Origin of the sequence: Brevundimonas diminuta (genome assembly GCF_022654015.1) — a bacterium.
GTDB classification, from domain to species: Bacteria; Pseudomonadota; Alphaproteobacteria; order Caulobacterales; family Caulobacteraceae; genus Brevundimonas; species Brevundimonas diminuta_C.
Map to the genome: position 1 here is coordinate 100,298 of NZ_CP073063.1, position 16,598 is coordinate 116,895.

The 16,598-nt window shown below is 66.8% G+C and carries 17 protein-coding genes; 10 read left to right on the top strand and 7 right to left on the bottom strand.

Going from position 1 to position 16,598, the window contains the following annotated elements; translation table 11 throughout:
* Positions 1-23 precede the first annotated feature (23 nt).
* From phnC to KAK88_RS00500, 7 genes are all read left to right on the top strand, one after another.
* Positions 24-833: a phosphonate ABC transporter ATP-binding protein gene (phnC, locus tag KAK88_RS00470; protein WP_017506638.1), complete on the top strand. Its 810-nt coding sequence runs from the start codon at positions 24-26 to the stop codon at positions 831-833.
* Entirely contained in the window at positions 830-1,846 is a 1,017-nt protein-coding gene (phnD, locus tag KAK88_RS00475) for a phosphate/phosphite/phosphonate ABC transporter substrate-binding protein (protein WP_242077449.1), read from the top strand. Before phnC ends, phnD begins: the two co-directional genes overlap by 4 nt.
* A 17-nt stretch (positions 1,847-1,863) precedes the next feature.
* Entirely contained in the window at positions 1,864-2,733 is an 870-nt protein-coding gene (phnE, locus tag KAK88_RS00480) for a phosphonate ABC transporter, permease protein PhnE (RefSeq protein ID WP_242077450.1), read from the top strand.
* 79 nt (positions 2,734-2,812) lie between these two features.
* Entirely contained in the window at positions 2,813-3,880 is a 1,068-nt protein-coding gene (locus tag KAK88_RS00485) for a substrate-binding domain-containing protein (RefSeq protein WP_242077451.1), read from the top strand.
* 120 nt (positions 3,881-4,000) lie between these two features.
* Positions 4,001-4,879: a UTP--glucose-1-phosphate uridylyltransferase GalU gene (galU, locus tag KAK88_RS00490; protein ID WP_242077452.1), complete on the top strand. Its 879-nt coding sequence runs from the start codon at positions 4,001-4,003 to the stop codon at positions 4,877-4,879.
* Between the two features lie 101 nt (positions 4,880-4,980).
* Complete coding sequence (locus tag KAK88_RS00495; protein WP_169802112.1) at positions 4,981-5,778, top strand: enoyl-ACP reductase FabI; 798 nt, start codon at positions 4,981-4,983, stop codon at positions 5,776-5,778.
* Positions 5,779-5,835: 57 nt separating this feature from the next.
* The gene (locus tag KAK88_RS00500; RefSeq protein WP_242077453.1) at positions 5,836-7,020 is read left to right on the top strand and encodes a benzoate/H(+) symporter BenE family transporter; all 1,185 of its coding nucleotides are present in this window, start codon (positions 5,836-5,838) and stop codon (positions 7,018-7,020) included.
* A gap of 15 nt (positions 7,021-7,035) precedes the next feature.
* Here KAK88_RS00500 and KAK88_RS00505 read toward each other — a convergent pair whose 3' ends face one another.
* Positions 7,036-7,431 (bottom strand): DUF3597 family protein, encoded by a 396-nt coding sequence (locus tag KAK88_RS00505; protein WP_039245841.1) that lies wholly within the window; start codon positions 7,429-7,431, stop codon positions 7,036-7,038.
* A gap of 56 nt (positions 7,432-7,487) precedes the next feature.
* Positions 7,488-8,204: a glutathione S-transferase N-terminal domain-containing protein gene (locus tag KAK88_RS00510; RefSeq protein WP_242077454.1), complete on the bottom strand. Its 717-nt coding sequence runs from the start codon at positions 8,202-8,204 to the stop codon at positions 7,488-7,490.
* A gap of 159 nt (positions 8,205-8,363) precedes the next feature.
* On the opposite strand from KAK88_RS00510, the gene KAK88_RS00515 reads away from it, so the two are divergent.
* A complete protein-coding gene (locus KAK88_RS00515) occupies positions 8,364-8,537 on the top strand; it encodes a YegP family protein (protein WP_112862816.1) in 174 nt (57 codons plus the stop codon).
* A gap of 6 nt (positions 8,538-8,543) precedes the next feature.
* On the opposite strand, the gene rimM is transcribed toward KAK88_RS00515, so the two are convergent.
* From rimM to ffh, 3 genes are all read right to left on the bottom strand, one after another.
* Complete coding sequence (gene rimM, locus KAK88_RS00520; RefSeq protein ID WP_242077455.1) at positions 8,544-9,071, bottom strand: ribosome maturation factor RimM; 528 nt, start codon at positions 9,069-9,071, stop codon at positions 8,544-8,546.
* A gap of 69 nt (positions 9,072-9,140) precedes the next feature.
* Complete coding sequence (gene rpsP / locus KAK88_RS00525) at positions 9,141-9,692, bottom strand: 30S ribosomal protein S16 (protein ID WP_055754551.1); 552 nt, start codon at positions 9,690-9,692, stop codon at positions 9,141-9,143.
* Between the two features lie 24 nt (positions 9,693-9,716).
* Complete coding sequence (gene ffh, locus KAK88_RS00530) at positions 9,717-11,252, bottom strand: signal recognition particle protein (RefSeq protein WP_242077456.1); 1,536 nt, start codon at positions 11,250-11,252, stop codon at positions 9,717-9,719.
* Positions 11,253-11,570: 318 nt separating this feature from the next.
* On the opposite strand from ffh, the gene KAK88_RS00535 reads away from it, so the two are divergent.
* The gene (locus KAK88_RS00535) at positions 11,571-12,776 is read left to right on the top strand and encodes a saccharopine dehydrogenase family protein (RefSeq protein WP_137720283.1); all 1,206 of its coding nucleotides are present in this window, start codon (positions 11,571-11,573) and stop codon (positions 12,774-12,776) included.
* A 13-nt stretch (positions 12,777-12,789) separates the two neighbouring features.
* The gene (locus KAK88_RS00540; protein WP_242077457.1) at positions 12,790-13,962 is read left to right on the top strand and encodes a carboxynorspermidine decarboxylase; all 1,173 of its coding nucleotides are present in this window, start codon (positions 12,790-12,792) and stop codon (positions 13,960-13,962) included.
* A 39-nt stretch (positions 13,963-14,001) separates the two neighbouring features.
* Here KAK88_RS00540 and KAK88_RS00545 read toward each other — a convergent pair whose 3' ends face one another.
* Positions 14,002-15,378 (bottom strand): S41 family peptidase, encoded by a 1,377-nt coding sequence (locus tag KAK88_RS00545; RefSeq protein ID WP_242077458.1) that lies wholly within the window; start codon positions 15,376-15,378, stop codon positions 14,002-14,004.
* A 139-nt stretch (positions 15,379-15,517) separates the two neighbouring features.
* Entirely contained in the window at positions 15,518-16,597 is a 1,080-nt protein-coding gene (locus KAK88_RS00550) for a murein hydrolase activator EnvC family protein (protein ID WP_242077459.1), read from the bottom strand.
* Between the last annotated feature and the right edge of the window lies 1 nt (position 16,598).

The following is a 16,598-nucleotide window of genomic DNA, read 5'->3' on the forward strand; positions in this document are numbered from 1 at the left end:
CGCCATAGCCTCCTAGCGAGTTCATGAGTTCATCCGCAGCCGCCGCCGCCCCTGGGCTAGTCCTGGCGCGTGACGTGTCGAAGACCTTCGGATCGCGAAAGGCGCTGGACGGCGTCTCGATTTCCGTGGCCTCCGGCGAAATGGTCGCCCTGATCGGTCCGTCCGGTTCGGGCAAGTCCACCCTGCTCCGCTCCATCACCGGCCTGCAGTCGATCGACGCGGGCGCCGGCACGATCCAGGTGTTCGGCGAGACCGTGCAGAAGGACGGCCGGGTCACCGGCGCCGTGCGCAAGGCGCGCAGCAAGCTGGGCATGATCTTCCAGCAGTTCAATCTGGTCGGTCGCCTGAGCCTGTTCTCCAACGTCATGCTGGGGGCGCTGGGGCGTCTGCCCGGATGGAAGGGCCTGCTGGGCCTGTGGCCGCAGGCGGACAAGGACAAGGCCATGGCGGCCCTGCACCGCGTCGGCGTCAGCGACTACGCCGCCCAGCGCGCCAACACCCTGTCGGGCGGCCAGCAGCAGCGCGGCGCCATCGCCCGCGCCATCGTGCAGGGCGCCAAGGCCATTCTGGCCGACGAACCTGTCGCCTCGCTGGACCCGGTGTCCGCGCGCAAGGTGATGGAACTGCTGGTCGAGCTGAACAAGCGCGACGGCATGGGGGTGATCGTCACCCTGCACCAGGTCGACTACGCCATCCGCTACTGCGACCGCGTCATCGCCCTGCAAGGCGGCAAGATCGTCTATGACGGCCCGTCCACGGCGCTGGACCAAAAGCGCCTGATCGAAATCTACGGTCCCGAGTTCGAGGACGCGTTCTGGGAGACCAAGGCATGAGCCTGTCGCGCATTTCCCCTACTCGCCGCCTGCTTGCTGCGGCCGGCGCCGCCGTCATGATCCTGGGCCTGGCGGCCTGCGGCGGCGGCGAGGACAAGAAGGCTGCGGGCGGCGCGCCCAGCGAGATCACCTTCTCGATCCTGTCCGCCGAAGGCCAGGCCTCGTCCGGGCCGCTGTGGCAGCCGCTGCTGGACGACATGTCCAAGGCCATAGGCGTGCCGGTGAAGCCCTTTTTCGCGGGCAACTACAATGTGCTGATCGAAGCCATGCGGTTCAACCAGACCCAGGTTGCATGGTTCTCGGCAAAGCCTGCTCTCGAAGCCGTCGATCGCGCCCAAGGCGAGGTCATCGCCCGCATCGTCGACCCTGAAGGCCGCGACAGCTACACTTCGACGCTGATCGTCCGCAAAGGGTCCGGCATCACGCTGCAGGACGTCGAGGCCTGCGGCAAAAAATACAGCTTCGGCATCGGCGACGCGCAATCGACGTCGGGCACGCTGGCGCCCATGACCTACTTCTTCAATCCCAAGGGAATCGTCCCGGCGCAGTGCTTCTCGACGGTTCGATCCGCCAACCATCAGGCGAACGCCATGTCGGTGGCCGCAGGCGTGGTGGATGTTGCGACCTCCAACAGCGTCAACACGATCTTCATGCGCCGCGAGAACCCGCAGTTGGCCGCGCAGATCGAGGATATCTGGCAATCGCCGCCGATCCCCGAATCCGGCATCGTCATCCGTGAAGACCTGGACCCTGCGTTGAAAGAAAAACTGCGCAGCTTCTTCCTGACCTATGGTCAGGGCCAGGGCGCCGAGGCTGACCGCCAGCGCAAGGTTCTGGCCGGCCTGAACTATTCGATGTTCCGCGCCGCCGACGATTCCTATCTGGACCCGGTGCGCGAGATGGTCGCCGATCAGAAGTTGGCCGACGCGAAGGCCAAGAACGATCAGGCAGGCGCGGCCGCTGCAGAACGTGAACTGGCCGCTCTGCGCGCCAAGCGCGAGGTCCAGCCTTGACCGACGCGACAGTAGACATGGCCGCGAAAGGCGGCTTGCCGACCAGTGCGATCCCGAACCCGCCCAAGCGTTCGGCGTCCGCATTGGTATTCGACATCCTGCTGTGGGGCGGCCTTGCGCTTCTGCTGATCGCCAGCTTCGGCAAGGTCGATATGCAGAACTTCGGCCGTCTGTTCTCCGGCTCGCAGAACATTCAGACCTATGGCGCTGAGCTTCTGAGGCCGGATTGGGGCGCGATCTTTCCTGACGGCGACTTCTGGACCGCGCTGAAATCCATCTTCACCCAACCGAACGCCAGCCTGATCGGTCAGATGTGGCTGACGGTGCAGGTCGCGCTTTGGGGCACCTTCTTGGCTGTCTTCTTGGCGCTGCCGCTGAGCCTGATGGCGTCGCGCAATATCGCGCCGGGTTGGCTGGTCTTCATCGTCCGCCGGATCATGGACCTGCTGCGCTCCGTGCCCGATCTGGTCATCGCCACGCTGTTCATCGTCGCCGTTGGTCTGGGACCGTTGGCGGGTGTTTTGGCGTTAGCCTTGAATACGGGCGGCGTGCTGGCCAAGCTGTTCTCCGAAGCGGTCGAGTCTATCGACAAGGGTCCGGTTGAGGGCGTGCGCGCCACCGGCGCCGGCCAACTGCATGAGATCGTCTGGGGCGTCTTCCCGCAGGTTGCGCCGCTGTGGACGTCGTTCGCCCTATATCGCTTCGAATCCAACAGCCGGGCGGCCACCGTTCTGGGCCTGATCGGCGCCGGCGGCATCGGCCAGACCCTGTTCGAAAGCATCCAAGCCTTCGACTACAGCCGCGTCGCCGCCATCGCCATCGTGATCGTCGTCGCCGTGACCCTGATCGACACCCTGTCGCAAATCATGCGCAAGCGCCTGCTGTAGCGGCGGCGGTCCCCTTCGCGGGACTGTCATAATCCTCTGCTCTAAGCATCGCGAAATCGATGCTCAGGGAGAGCCTTGGATGATCCGCACACTGAAACTGGCGGCTTCGGCCGCCGCCCTTCTGGCCCTGGCGGCCTGTGGCGACAACGGCGGGGGCGGCTCCGCCTCCGGCGCGCGCTCCGGCATCTGGGCGGCCGGTTCGTCGACCGTCTTCCCCTTCGCCACGCGGGTCGCCGAGACCTTCGCGCGCGGTTCAGGCGGCGCGGCGCCGCGCGTCGAATCGCTGGGCACCGGCGGCGGCATCCAGGCCTTCTGCCAGGGCGTCGGCCCGACCACCCCGGACATCGCCAACGCCTCGCGTCAGATGAAGCAGTCCGAGTTCGACCTGTGCGCCAAGAACGGCGTCACCGACATCGTCGAGATCAAGATCGGCTTCGACGGCATCGTCATCGCCACGGCCCGTAACGGCAACGGCTTCAACTTCGAACTGAACGACCTGTACGAAGGCCTGGCCAAGGAAGTGCCGGGCGCCAACGGTCAGTTCGTCGCCAATCCGGCCAAGACTTGGAACCAGGTCAACGCCGGCCTGCCGAACCAGCGCATCCAGGTCTATGGCCCGCCGCCCACCTCGGGCACGCGCGACGCCTTCCTGGAGCTGGGCATGACGCCGGGCGCCAAACTGGTGCCGGCGGTCAAGGCGATCGAAGGCGACAAGGACCGGTTCGAAGCGATCGCCCACACCCTGCGCGAGGACGGCGCCTGGATCGATTCCGGCGAGAACGACAACGCCATCGTCCAGACCCTGACCCGCACGCCGGGTTCGCTGGGCGTGTTCGGCTATTCGTTCCTGGAGCAGAACCTGGATACGGTGAAGGCCGAGACCATCGACGGCGTCGCCCCGACCGCCGACACCATCGCCAGCGGCGCCTATCCGCTGTCGCGCAGCCTCTACATCTATGTGAAAAAGGCCCACATCGGCGTCATTCCGGGCCTGCAGCAGTTCGTGCAGGAGTTCCTGTCGGAAGGCGCCGCCGGCAAGGGCGGCTATCTGGCCGACCGCGGCCTGATCCCGCTGCCGGAAGACCAACTGCTGGCCCAGCGCGCGACCATCGCCGCCATGACCCCGATGGCCCGCCCCGCCAAATAAGGCGGAACCCGACCGCCGTTCCGCCCCTTCTTTCACCGGTTCGCCCCGTTGAAGCGCGAAGCGCTTCAACTGAAGCGCACGAGGCCGTAGAAGGGGCGGGATAGCTGTCAGGATGATTTGATGACCACCACGCCCGCGCGCCTGCGCAAGGCCGTACTGCCCGTCGCGGGCCTCGGCACCCGGGTCCTGCCCGGAACCAAGACGACCCCCAAGGAACTGCTGAACGTCGTCGACCGGCCGATCCTGTCCTATATCGTCGAAGAAGCGCGCGAGGCCGGGATCGAGCACATCGTCTTCGTCACCGGCCGCTCCAAGGGCGCCATCGAGGACTATTTCGATCACCAGATCGAACTGGAAGCCCAGCTTCAGGCGAAGGGCAAGACCGACATCCTGGAAATGATGAACGCCGAACTGGCCTCGGCCGGGGAGATGAGCTTCACCCGTCAGATGCAGCCCAAGGGTCTGGGCCACGCCGTCTGGTGCGCGCGCGACATCATCGGCCACGAGCCGTTTGCCGTCATCCTGCCCGACGTCATCGTGGATTCTCAGCCCGGCGCCCTGAAGCAGTTGGCCCAGGTCTATGCCGAGACCGGCGGCAACATCATCGGCGTGGAATCCGTCCCCGAGGATCAGACCCACAAATACGGCATCGTCGATCCGGTCAGCCGCGACGGTTCGCGCATCGTCATGAAGGGCATGGTCGAAAAGCCCGCCGCCGGAACCGCGCCGTCCAACCTGTCGATCTCGGGCCGTTACATCCTGCAACCGGAAATCTTCGACCTGCTGGCGACGCAGGAAAAGGGCGCGTGCGGCGAGATCCAGCTGACCGACGCCATGGCGCGACTGATGGCGGACCAGAGCTTCACGGCCGTGGAATATGCCGGCGTGACCCACGACTGCGGCGACAAGATCGGCCTGCTGCGCGCCAACGTCGCCCTGGCCCTGAAACGCCCGGATCTGGGCGACGCAGCGCGCGAGGCGATCGCGGGCCTGCTCTGACGCCAGGGAAGGCGGCGGGGGTTCCGGTTTACGCCCGCCCCTGCTAACCCTCCGCGCAAATCATCAGGAGACGAACCATGGCGACTTCCGAAGGCTGGGACATGCCGACCGGCGACCTCATGAAGGGCAAGAAGGGCCTGATCATGGGCGTGGCCAACTCCAGCTCCATCGCCTGGGGTATCGCCTCGCAGCTGGCCGCCCAGGGCGCCGAGCTGGCCTTCACCTATCTGGGCGAAAGCCTGGAGCGCCGCGTGCGTCCGCTGGCGGAAAGCGTCGGCGCCAAGCTGCTGATCCCGGCCGACGTCACCGACGACGCCTCGATGGATGCGGCCTTCGCCGAGCTGGAAAAGACCTTCGGCACGATCGACTTCGTCGTCCATTCGGTGGCGTTCGCCAACAAGGATGAGTTGAAGGGCAGCTTCGTGGACAACACCACGCGCGACAGTTTCCTTCTGGCCATGAACATCTCGGCCTTCAGCTTCGTGGACGTGTCCAAGCGCGCCGCCAAGCTGATGCCGAACGGCGGCAGCCTGATCACCCTGACCTATCTGGGGTCCGAGCGGGTCATTCCGAACTACAACACCATGGGCGTGGCCAAGGCTGCGCTGGAAGCCGCGACCCGCTATATCGCGCGCGACCTGGGTCCCAAGAACATCCGCGTCAACGCCATCTCGGCCGGCGCCATGCGCACCTTGTCGCTGGCCGGCATCTCGGGCGGGCGCGGTCTGCACTCCAAGTCGGCCCAGTTCTCTCTGATCAAGGAAGAGACCTCGATGGAGGGCGTCGCCGGCGCGGCCCTGTGGCTGTGCTCGGACCTGGGCCGTTCGACCACGGGCGAGGTCGTCCACGTCGATGCGGGCTTCCACGCCGTGGGCCTGCCGGAAGACATCGAAGGCTGATCAAGGAGGGCTGGATCCCAGCCTTCCGCCATCCGAGACGACGGTTTAAGGCCGGGCATGACTGCTCCGGCCTTTTCCATGCGCGCCCTGCCCGCCTCGGCCTTTTCGTCCGCCGCGGTGGCGACGGTGATCGGATTCGGCGGGACGGTCGCCCTGGTGGTTCAGGCCGGCCAGGCCCTGGGGGCGGACGCGGGCCAGATCGGGTCGATGGTGACGGCCCTGTGCCTGGGCATCGGGGCGCCCGGTGCGGTGCTGAGCTGGCGGCTGAGGATCCCCGTCGTGCTGGCCTGGTCCCCGCCGGGGGCGGCCCTGCTGGCGGCCTCGACCCTGGGCCTGGCCTGGCCGACGGCCATCGGCGCCTTCGTCTTCGCCGCCCTGCTGATGATCCTGACCGGCCTGATCCCGGTGCTGGGGCGGCTGGCGGCGCGGATACCGGCGGCCATCGCCTCGGCCATGCTGGCGGGGGTGCTGCTGCCCTTCGTGCTGAGACTGTTCAAGGTGGCGCCGGACGAGACGGCCTTGGTCGTCGGGCTGATCGCGGTGTTCCTGATCTTCAGACGGCTATGGCCGACCTGGGCCTTGCCCGCCGTGCTGACGGCGGCCTTTGCGTTGCTGGCGATGCGGGGGCAGTTGGCCCTGCCGGCCGGGACCGGCCTGTTCGGCCAACTTGAGCCGGTCGCGCCCGTGTTCGACTGGAAGGCGGCGGTCAGCCTGGGCTTTCCGTTGTTTTTGGTGACGCTGGCGGCCCAGAACTTGCCCGGGCTGGTGGTGCTGCAGAGCGCCGGCTATCCGCCGCCCGCCAACCGACTGATCCTGTCCACCGGCGTCGCCAGCCTGCTGATCGCGCCGTTCGGCGGGCATGGGGTCAATCTGGCGGCGATCACGGCGGCGATCTGCACGGGGCCGGACGCCCATTCCGATCCCACCAGGCGCTGGATCGTGGGCGTGATCTATGGCGGTCTTTATCTGGTCGTGGCTCTGTTCGCCGCGCCGCTGGCCGGGCTGTTCATCGCCATGCCGCCGGCCGTGCTGGCGGCGGTGACGGGTCTGGCGCTGATCGCGCCGCTAACCGCCGCGCAGCAGACCATGATGACGGAGGTCGGATCGCGCGAGGCGGCCGTGCTGACGTTTGCGGCGACGGCTTCGGGCCTGACCCTGTTCGGCGTCGGATCGGCCTTCTGGGGTCTGGTCGTGGGGTTTGCGGCGTTGGCCGCCTTGCGCTGGATCAGACCGCCGGCCTGATCCAGCGAGAGGCGATTAATCCCGCAGCGAGGCCGGGACCTGACCGCCGTTTTCGGCCAGCTTCTTCCAGACGGCCTTGGACAGGGCGATGTTCTGTTCGGCCGAGCCATGCTCGCCAGCGTGGACGTTCAATTCCTCGGCCAGTTCCTTGCGGGCGGCCAGGCTGGAATCCAGGTCCAGCAGCTTCAGAAGATCGACGATCGAGGTGCGCCAGTTGCCGCCGCCGCCCTTGGACGCCGCAAGATCGCTGAGCACCGCCTCGACATCGACGGGCGGCAAGGCCGGCGCGGCGGTCGGGGCCGGCGCTGCGTTAGGCGCCGGAATTCCTGCCGTCGAGGCCGGCGGCGGAACGGGAGCCGCCTTCGGCTTGTGGCCCGTGATCTTGTTCCAGATCGAAGAGAAGATGCCCATCGGTCGCGCTCCTGTTGGTGTGAGCAGACAACGCGACCGACGGGGCGAGGTTCAGATCAGTCGCGCGCCGGAATGTTGAGGCCGCGCTGGACGGCGGGGCGGGCCAGGCCGCGCTCCAGCCAGGCGGCGACGCGCGGGAAGTCGGCGAAACCAACGATCTCGCCCGCTTCGTAGAAGCCGATCAGGTTGCGGACCCAGCCCAGGGTGGCGACATCGGCGATGGAATAGTCGCCGACAAGCCACTCGCGGGGCTCTCCCCCGTCGTTGGCCAGCCGCGTCTCCAGCACGCCCAGCAGGCGGCGGCTTTCGGCGACGTAGCGGTCACGCGGGCGCTTGTCCTCGTAGTCCTTGCCGGCGAAGCGGTGGAAGAAGCCCAGCTGGCCGAACATCGGGCCGATCGCGCCCATCTGGAACATGACCCACTGGATCGTCTCATAGCGGGTCGCCGGGTCGGCCGAGAGCAGTTTGCCGGTCTTTTCCGCCAGATAGATCAGGATGGCGCCGGATTCGAACAGGGCCAGCGGCTGTCCGTTCGGGCCGTTCGGATCGAGGATGGCGGGGATCTTGCCGTTGGGGTTCAGCGACAGAAACTCCGGCCCCCAGGTCTCGTTCTTGGTGATGTCGATCAGGTGCGGCTCATAGGCCAGGCCGACCTCTTCCAGCATGATCGAGACCTTCACCCCATTGGGCGTCGGTAGGGAATACAGCTGGATGCGATCGGGATGCTGGGCCGGCCAGCGTTGCGTGATCGGGAAGGCGGACAGGTCGGTCATGGCGGGCCTCTGCGGGTTGCCGCCCTTATGTTGGCGCGGTCCGCAGGCTTCGCAACAGTCACCGGCGCCATTTGATCGCGGGCTTGTGTCTGGAACCGTACGGCTGGCGATGCCAGCTTGGCCGTGACCGATCGACGGTCGCAGTCAGGGGAACGCCCGATGGCGCACAAGTTCGAAGTCTATCAGGACAAGGCCGGCGAATACCGCGTCCGCTTCAAATACAATTCCGAGGTCATCTTCTCGACCGAAGGCTACGCCGACAAGTCGGGCGCCAAGCGGGCGATCGAGTCGATCAAAAAGCACGTCGGCGACGCCCCGGTCGAAGACGCATAAACTCGTCTAGTCCGGTTCGCGCTCGCCCACCTCGGTCGGCGGCACGGCCAATAGCCAGCCGTCGGCCAAATGCAGTTCCGGCGTCGCTTCCTTGGTGAAGGGCAGATACCAGGTCGGGCCGCCGGCGGCGGGCGCGATCTCCAGCATGTCGTCGGCGCCGAAGTTCTGGACCGATTTCACCGTGCCCATGATGGTGCCCGCCGTGTCGCGAACCTGAACGCCCAGCAGATCGGCGAGGTAGAATTCGTCCTCGTCCGGCTCGGGGAACCGGTCGCGGGGGACGTGCAGCTTCAGGCCGCGCAGGGAGTCGGCCTGTTCCTTGGTCGTGATCTCCTTGGCCCGGCCGACGACGCCGTTCTTGTCGGGCCGCGTCGAGGTCAGGGTCAAGGCCACGGTCCCGTCGGCGCGCAGCAAAGGGCCGTAGGCGGTCAGGGCCAGGGGGTCGGCGGTAAAGGCGGTCACCCGCACCTCGCCCCGCACGCCGAAGCCGCCGCCGACCTGGCCGACGAGGATCAATCTGCTGTCCGTGGTCATGCGTGTTCTTAACCCATGAAAAAGGCGGCGTCGAAAGACGCCGCCCTGATCATCGTCAAACCGAAAGGCTTAGCCTTCGGCCTTTTCTTCGGTCGCTTCAGCAGCCGGAGCCTCTTCAGCGGCGGCGTCAGCGGCCGGGGCCTCTTCGGCAGGTGCTTCTTCAGCAGCGGGAGCGTTCTTGGCGGCTTCGGCGGCGGCGGCGGCCTCTTCCTTGGCGCGGGCGGCGGCTTCAGCGGCCTCGACCTTGGCGGCAGCTTCGGCTTCCAGGCGGTCGGCTTCGCGCTGGGCGCGCTCGGCGGCGCGTTCCTGAGCCTTCTTGCCCGGAGCGCCCTTGTTCGGGTTGTTCGACTGGGTCCACTTGACCTTCTGGCCCAGGGTCTCGTCCTGCGACAGGAAGCGGGCGACGCGGTCGGTCGGCTGGGCGCCCTTGCCGAGCCATTCGGCGATGCGCTCGACCTTCAGGGCGACACGCGGAGTGGCGCCGTCCTTGGGCAGCATCGGGTTGTAGCTGCCGACCTTCTCGATGAACTTGCCGTCGCGCGGCGAGTGCGAGTCGGCGATGACGATGTGGTAGTAGGGGCGCTTCTTGGCGCCGCCGCGGGCCAGACGAATCTTCAGCATTTCAGGTCTCTTTCTAGGAAGTCGTTATTTCTTGGGAGGGAAGCCCGGTAAGCCCGGAAGGCCTCCCGGAAGTTGTCCGCCGCCCAGTCCGGCGAGCCGGTCCTGGATGGCTTTCAGATCGTCGGCGGAGGGTTCGGCCATCTTGCCGCCGCCCAGCGCCTTGAGGCGGGCCATGTCGGGGCCGCCGCCCATGCCGGGCATGCCGCCGCCGCCGAGGCCGCCCAGCATGGCGGCCATCTGCTGCATCTTCTTGGGTCCGCCGCGCGCCATCGACTTGACCACATCGGCCATCTGGCGGTGCTGTTTCAGAACCCGGTTCACGTCCTGCACATCGACGCCGGCGCCGGCGGCGATGCGCTTCTTGCGCGAGGCGTTCAGCAGGTCGGGTTTCTTGCGCTCGGCCTTGGTCATCGAGGAGATGATCGCTTCCTGACGCAGGATCATGCGGTCGTCGATGCCGCTCTCGGCCATCTGACCCTTCATCTTGGCCACGCCGGGCAGCATGCCCATGATGCCCTGAAGCCCGCCCATCCGCTTCATCTGCTGAAGCTGACCGGCCAGGTCGTCCAGATCGAACTGACCCTTGGCCAGTTTGCGGGCCATCTTCTCGGCCTTGGCCTGGTCCAGATCCTGGCTGGCCTTTTCGACCAGGGCGACGATATCGCCCTGACCCAGGATACGGCCGGCGACGCGACGGGCGTCGAACACATCCAGCGCATCGACCTTTTCGCCGGCGCCCAGATATTTGATCGGCAGGCCGGTGACGGCCCGCATCGACAGCATGGCGCCGCCGCGACCGTCGCCGTCGGCGCGGGTCAAGACGAGGCCGGTCAGGGGCAGGCGCTCGTGGAAGGCCTTGGCGGTGCGCACCGCGTCCTGGCCGGTCAGGCTGTCGGCGACCAACAGGGTCTCGACGGGCTTGGCGATGTCGGCGACCTCGGCCACCTCGTTCATCAGCCCTTCGTCCAGGGTGATGCGGCCGGCGGTGTCGAGGATCAGGACGTCGAAGCCCTGAAGCTTGGCCGATTGCAGCGCCCGGCGCGTGATCTGGACCGCGCTCTCGCCCGCCACGATCGGCAGGGTGGCGACCTCGATCTGCTTGCCGAGCGTCGCCAGCTGTTCCATTGCGGCCGGACGACGCGTGTCCAGCGAGGCCATCATGACCTTCTTGCGATCGAACTTGGTCAGGCGCAGCGCCAGCTTGGCCGAGGTCGTGGTCTTGCCCGAGCCCTGAAGGCCGGCCATCAGCACCACGGCGGGCGGGTTGGCGTTGGTGTTCAGCGGGACCGGCTCTTCGCCGCCCAGCATCTCGATCAGGCCGTCATAGACGATCTTGACCACCTGATCGGCCGGCTTGACCGAACGGATGACCTCTTCGCCGGTCGCGCGCTCGGTGGCGAAGGCGATGAATTCCTTGACGACCGGCAGGGCGACGTCGGCCTCGAGCAGGGCCACGCGCACTTCGCGCATCGCGTCGGCGACATCCTTTTCGGACAGGGCGCCGCGCCCGGTGATCCGGTCGAAGACGCCTGTCAGCCGCTCGTTCAGAGCCTCGAACATTCACTACCTCGTGTGGCGCAGGTTAAACGGCTCCATACGACAACGGCCCCCGGCGACGATCACGTCGGCGGAGGGTTCTCGCCCACCTCGTTCTCTCCTCGGAGAGCTGTCGTGTGGGTGGAGACGCGAGGTTCACTTGCGTCGGAAGCGGCGGCTTATGGCGGAAAAACCGCACAAAGGCAACCGGAGCGATCCGGTCACGCTATAAGAGCCAATATCGGCGCAGGGATTTAGCGGATTGTCATCATCGTGCTAAGAGCCGCGCCCTTTATAGGGGCGGCGTTGTCGCCAGGGTTTCAGACTTCGGGAGAAGCACAGATGAGCAAGGTGCTGGTTATCGGCGCAGGCGGCGTCAGTTCGGTGGCCGTCCATAAGATGGCGATGAACGCGGACATCTTCTCGCATATCACCCTGGCGAGCCGCACCAAGTCCAAGTGCGATGCGATCGCCCAGTCCGTGAAGTCGCGCTTCGGCGTCGATATCGACACGGCCGCCATCGACGCCGACGACGTGGCGGCGACCACGGCGCTGATCCAGAAGGTGCAGCCCGAACTGGTCGTGAACCTGGCCCTGCCCTATCAGGACCTGTCGATCATGGACGCCTGCCTGGCCGCCGGCGTCGACTACCTGGACACCGCCAACTACGAGCCGCGCGACGAGGCCAAGTTCGAATACAAGTGGCAGTGGGCCTATCAGGACCGTTTCAAGGACGCCGGTCTGATGGCGCTGCTGGGTTCGGGCTTCGACCCCGGCGTGACCTCGGTCTTCACCACCTACATCAAGAAGCACCTGCTGGATTCCATCGAGACGCTGGACATCCTGGACTGCAACGGCGGCGACACCGGTCTGCCCTTCGCGACTAACTTCAACCCCGAGATCAACCTGCGCGAAGTGACGGCGAACTCGCGTCACTGGGAGAATGGCCAGTGGGTCGAAGGCCCGGCGCTGAGCCACAAACAGACCTTCGACTTCGAGGGCGTGGGTCCCAAGAACATGTACCTCATGTACCATGAGGAGCTGGAATCGCTGGCGAAGTTCTATCCCGAGATCAAGCGCATCCGCTTCTGGATGACCTTCGGCGACAGCTATCTGAAGCACCTCGAAGTGCTGGAAAACATCGGCATGACCTCGATCGAGCCGATGCAATTCCAGGGCCGCGAGATCATTCCGATCGAGTTCCTGAAGGCCCTGCTGCCCGAGCCGGCCTCGCTGGGTCCGATCACCAAGGGCAAGACCAACATCGGCGTCATCGCCACCGGCCTGAAGGACGGGGTCAAGAAGACGGTCTACGTCAACAACATCTGCGACCATGAAGAGGCCTATGCCGAGACCGGCAACCAAGCGGTCAGCTACACCACCGGCGTGCCGGCCATGATCGGCGCGGCCCTGATGGTGACCGGCCAGTGGAAGGGCGACGGCGTGTTCAACATGGAGCAGCTGGACCCCGATCCCTTCATGGACATGCTGAACAAGCACGGCCTGCCGTGGAAGGTTCAGGACCTGGACGCCCCTCTGGACTTCTGATCGGACCGACTGAATGCAGACCCAGGCCGGCGATCCGGGCGCCTTTGCGCATTTCGACCTGAACCGCGTCGCCTCGCCCGCCTTCGTGGTGGACGAGGCGGCCATCCGTCGCAATCTGTCCGTGCTGAAAGGCGTGCGCGACGGAGCGGAGGCGCGCGTGCTTCTGGCGCTGAAGGCGTTTTCGATGTGGTCGCTGGCCGATGTGGTCGGCGAATACCTCGACGGGGTCTGCGCGTCGGGCCTGTGGGAGGCGCGGCTGGCGCGCGAGTTCTACAAGGGCGAGCTGACCACCTATTCGCCGGCCTATACGGCGCAGGACCTGCCTGAGATCCTGCGTCTGTCGGACCACGTCATCTTCAACAACCCGGCCCAGATCGCCCGTTTTGCCGATCTGATCGCCAAGGCGCGGGCTGACGGGCAGGTGTTCGAGATCGGCCTGCGGCTGAACCCAGAACATTCCGAAGGCGAGGTCGCCAAATACGACCCGGCCCAGCCTTGCTCGCGCCTGGGCTTTCCGGTGTCGCAACTGACGGCCGACCATCTGATCGGCGTGGATGGTCTGCACATCCATGCGCTGTGCGAGCAGGATTTCCAGCCGCTGTCGCGCATCTGGGCGGCGGTGGAGCCGAAGCTGGCGCCGCTGCTGGGCGGGATCAAATGGCTGAACCTAGGCGGGGGGCACCACATCACCCGCGCCGACTATCAGACCGACGATCTGATCGCCTTCGTACGCGATCTGCAGGCCCGGCACGGGGTTCAGGTCTATCTGGAGCCCGGCGAGGCCGTGGCGCTGGACGCCGGCATCCTGATCGGCGAGGTGCTGGACGTGTTCGACAACGGCATGCCCATCGGCATCACCGACATCTCGGCGACCTGCCATATGCCCGATGTGATTGAGGCGCCCTATCGCCCCGCGCTGCTGAAAGAGCCCGAACATGGGGTGACGGTGCGGCTGGGCGGGCCGTCGTGCCTGGCCGGCGACATCATCGGCGACTACGTCTTCGCCGAACGGCCGACGCCGGGGACGCGCATCGCGTTTCTGGACCAGGCCCACTATTCGATGGTGAAGACCAACACCTTCAACGGCGTGCCTCTGCCGTCCATCGTGCTGTGGAACTCCCAGACAGATGCGCTGACGACGGTGCGTGCGTTCGATTATTCAGCCTTCCGCGACCGACTGTCGTAGCCGCAAGAAAAAGGGCGGCTCGCGCCGCCCTTCCCTGATCTATTCGTCTTTCGGTTCGTCCGCTGTCGGTTCGGCGTCGGGCTTGGGCGTCGAGCCCGGCTCGGTGACGACGATGCCTTCGGGCGGGGCCGACAGTTTCGACAGGTCGCCGCCGGCGCGCAGGACGTCCAGCGCGCGCTGAAGCTGATAGTCCTTTTCCTTGTCGAACTTTTCGCCCGGGGCTTCGCGCGGGGTGTGCGGACCCTTGCGCTCGGCGCCGATGGAGGCGTCCAGGGCGGTGGCGTAGGCGGCCTCGGAATAGATGAAGCTGGAGCGCGAGACGATCCGGGCCTCGGCCTCGTTGCGGGCGACTTCCAGATCCGGCTCGATGCCGATCTTCTGGATCGAGGCGCCCGAGGGGGTGTAGTAGCGCGCGGTCGTGATCGACAGGGCGCCGTCCTGACCTTGACGCAGCGGGATCACGGTCTGGACCGAACCCTTGCCGAAGCTGGTCAGGCCCACGATGGTCGCGCGCTGGTGATCCTTCAGGGCGCCGGCGACGATTTCCGACGCCGAGGCCGAGCCGTAGTTGACCAGGACGACCAGCGGCAGGCCGCCGGTGACGTCGCCGGGCTTGGCGGAATAGCGCTGGATCTGCTCGGGCTTGCGGCCCCGCTGGCTGACGATCTCGCCGCGTTCCAGGAAGGCGTCGGAGACGTCGATGGCGGCGTTCAGCAGGCCGCCGCCGTTGTTGCGCAGGTCCAGGACATAGCCCTTCACGCCCGGCTTCTCGGTCTTGATCTTGGCGATGGCCTCGTTCAGCTCGCGGCCGGTGTTTTCGTTGAAGGTCGAGACGCGCAGATAGCCGAAGTCACCCTCGACCCGGCCGGTGACCGACTGAACCTTGATGACCTCGCGGGTCAGGGTCACTTCCAGCGGGTCTGAACCGTCGCGCAGGAAGGTCACCTTGACGCTGGTGCCCACGGCGCCGCGCAGCTTCTCGGACACCTGGCTGACCGTCAGGCCCGCCGCGTTCTGGCCCTCGATGGAGGAGATCACGTCACCCGCCTGCACCCCGGCCTTGGCGGCGGGACTGTCGTCCATCGGCGAGATGACCTTCACCATGCCGCCGTCGGCGCTGATGGTCAAGCCGACGCCCGAATACTGGCCCTCGGTACGCTCGCGCAGGTCGTCGTAGTTGGACGGCGGCAGATAGTTGGAGTGCGGGTCCAGCGCCGTCATCATGCCGGCCAGCGCGGCCTCGATCAGCTTCTTGTTGTCGACCGGGACGACGTAGGCCTGCTCGACGATGCCGACCACGTCGCCGAACAGCTCCAGCATGCGGAAGGTTTCGTTTCGCGGGGTCTGGCTGCTGACAGCAGCGGCGGATCCGCCGAGCACCAGAGCGGCGCAGCCGACGAGGAGCAGTTTACGCATTCGGTCTCTTTCGGTCGGGCCGATCACTGTGGGCGCCCGTGGGAAGGTTAAGGCCCCGTCCTCACGACCAAATCGTGGCGACGCGGCGTCTCGCCGATAAAATCAGCGTCAGACGAGAATGCAAAGGACTATTGCGGGTTCACCGCAACCACGGTCCCGGATCGATCGGCCGTTCGTCGCGACGCAGTTCGAAATAGACGTCGCCGTCCGGGCCGCTGCGCCCCAGGGTCTGGCCGTCCGAGACCCGGGCGTCCGGGCCGACATCGACGCTTTCCAGGCCGGCGATGACGGCGCGCCAGCCGGGCCCGAGGTCCAGCACCACCACATTGCCCCACCCCGTCAGCGGCCCGGCGTAGGCGACCTTGGCGTCGGCGGGCGCGGTGACGGCCGCGCGGTCGGCCCGCCAGCGCCAGCCGGAAGTTCCGGCGCCCCAGGTCTGGCTGGGCGCGCCGGCGACGGGCGAACTGAGACGGCCGCGTCCGGCCGGAAGACGGGCGGTCGGCGTCTCTTCGGCCTGGGTCGTCGGGACCGCGCCGCCCAGTTCGCGGATGCGACGCTCCAGCACGGCGGCGGCGCGTTCGGCGGCGCGGGCCTCCGCGTTCAGGACGGCGGTCAGGGCGGTCTTGCGCGCCGTCAGCCCCTCGATCTCGCCGCGCCGGTCGCCCTGCTCGCTCTCGGTCGTCAGCAGTCGCTCCGAGGACAGGACGGCGAGGCGGCGGATGCGCATGATCTCGGCCTGGTGGGCGGCCAGCACCTTGGCGCGGCTTTCCAGATCCGGCGTCATGGCCTTGAGCAGGATGGAGGCGCGCACCGTGTCGATGGCCTTGTCGGCGGGCACCAGCAAGGGCGGCGGCGGCCGGCGGCTCATCATCTGCAGCGCGCTGAGCAGACGGCCCTGGGCGCCGCGTTCCCGCGCCAGGTCCGTGACCAGTTCGGCCTCGCGCTCGGTCAGTTGCTGGAGACGGGCGCGCTGATCGTCGATCTGACGGTCGCCGGTCTGTTCGTCGGCCCGCAGCGAGGCCAGGCGGCGCTCCAACTGGGCCAGTTCGGTCTTGGCGGCGTCGGCGTCGGCGCGCAGACGACGGGCGCGCACCGTCTCGTCGCGGTATTCGGCCTGGATGCGCGACAGTTCGCTCTCGGGCGCCTGCCTGCTCATCGCCGGGGCGGCGCAGACGAAACCCGTCAGCAGGGCCAGCGATAAGGGTATGGCGCGACGCATG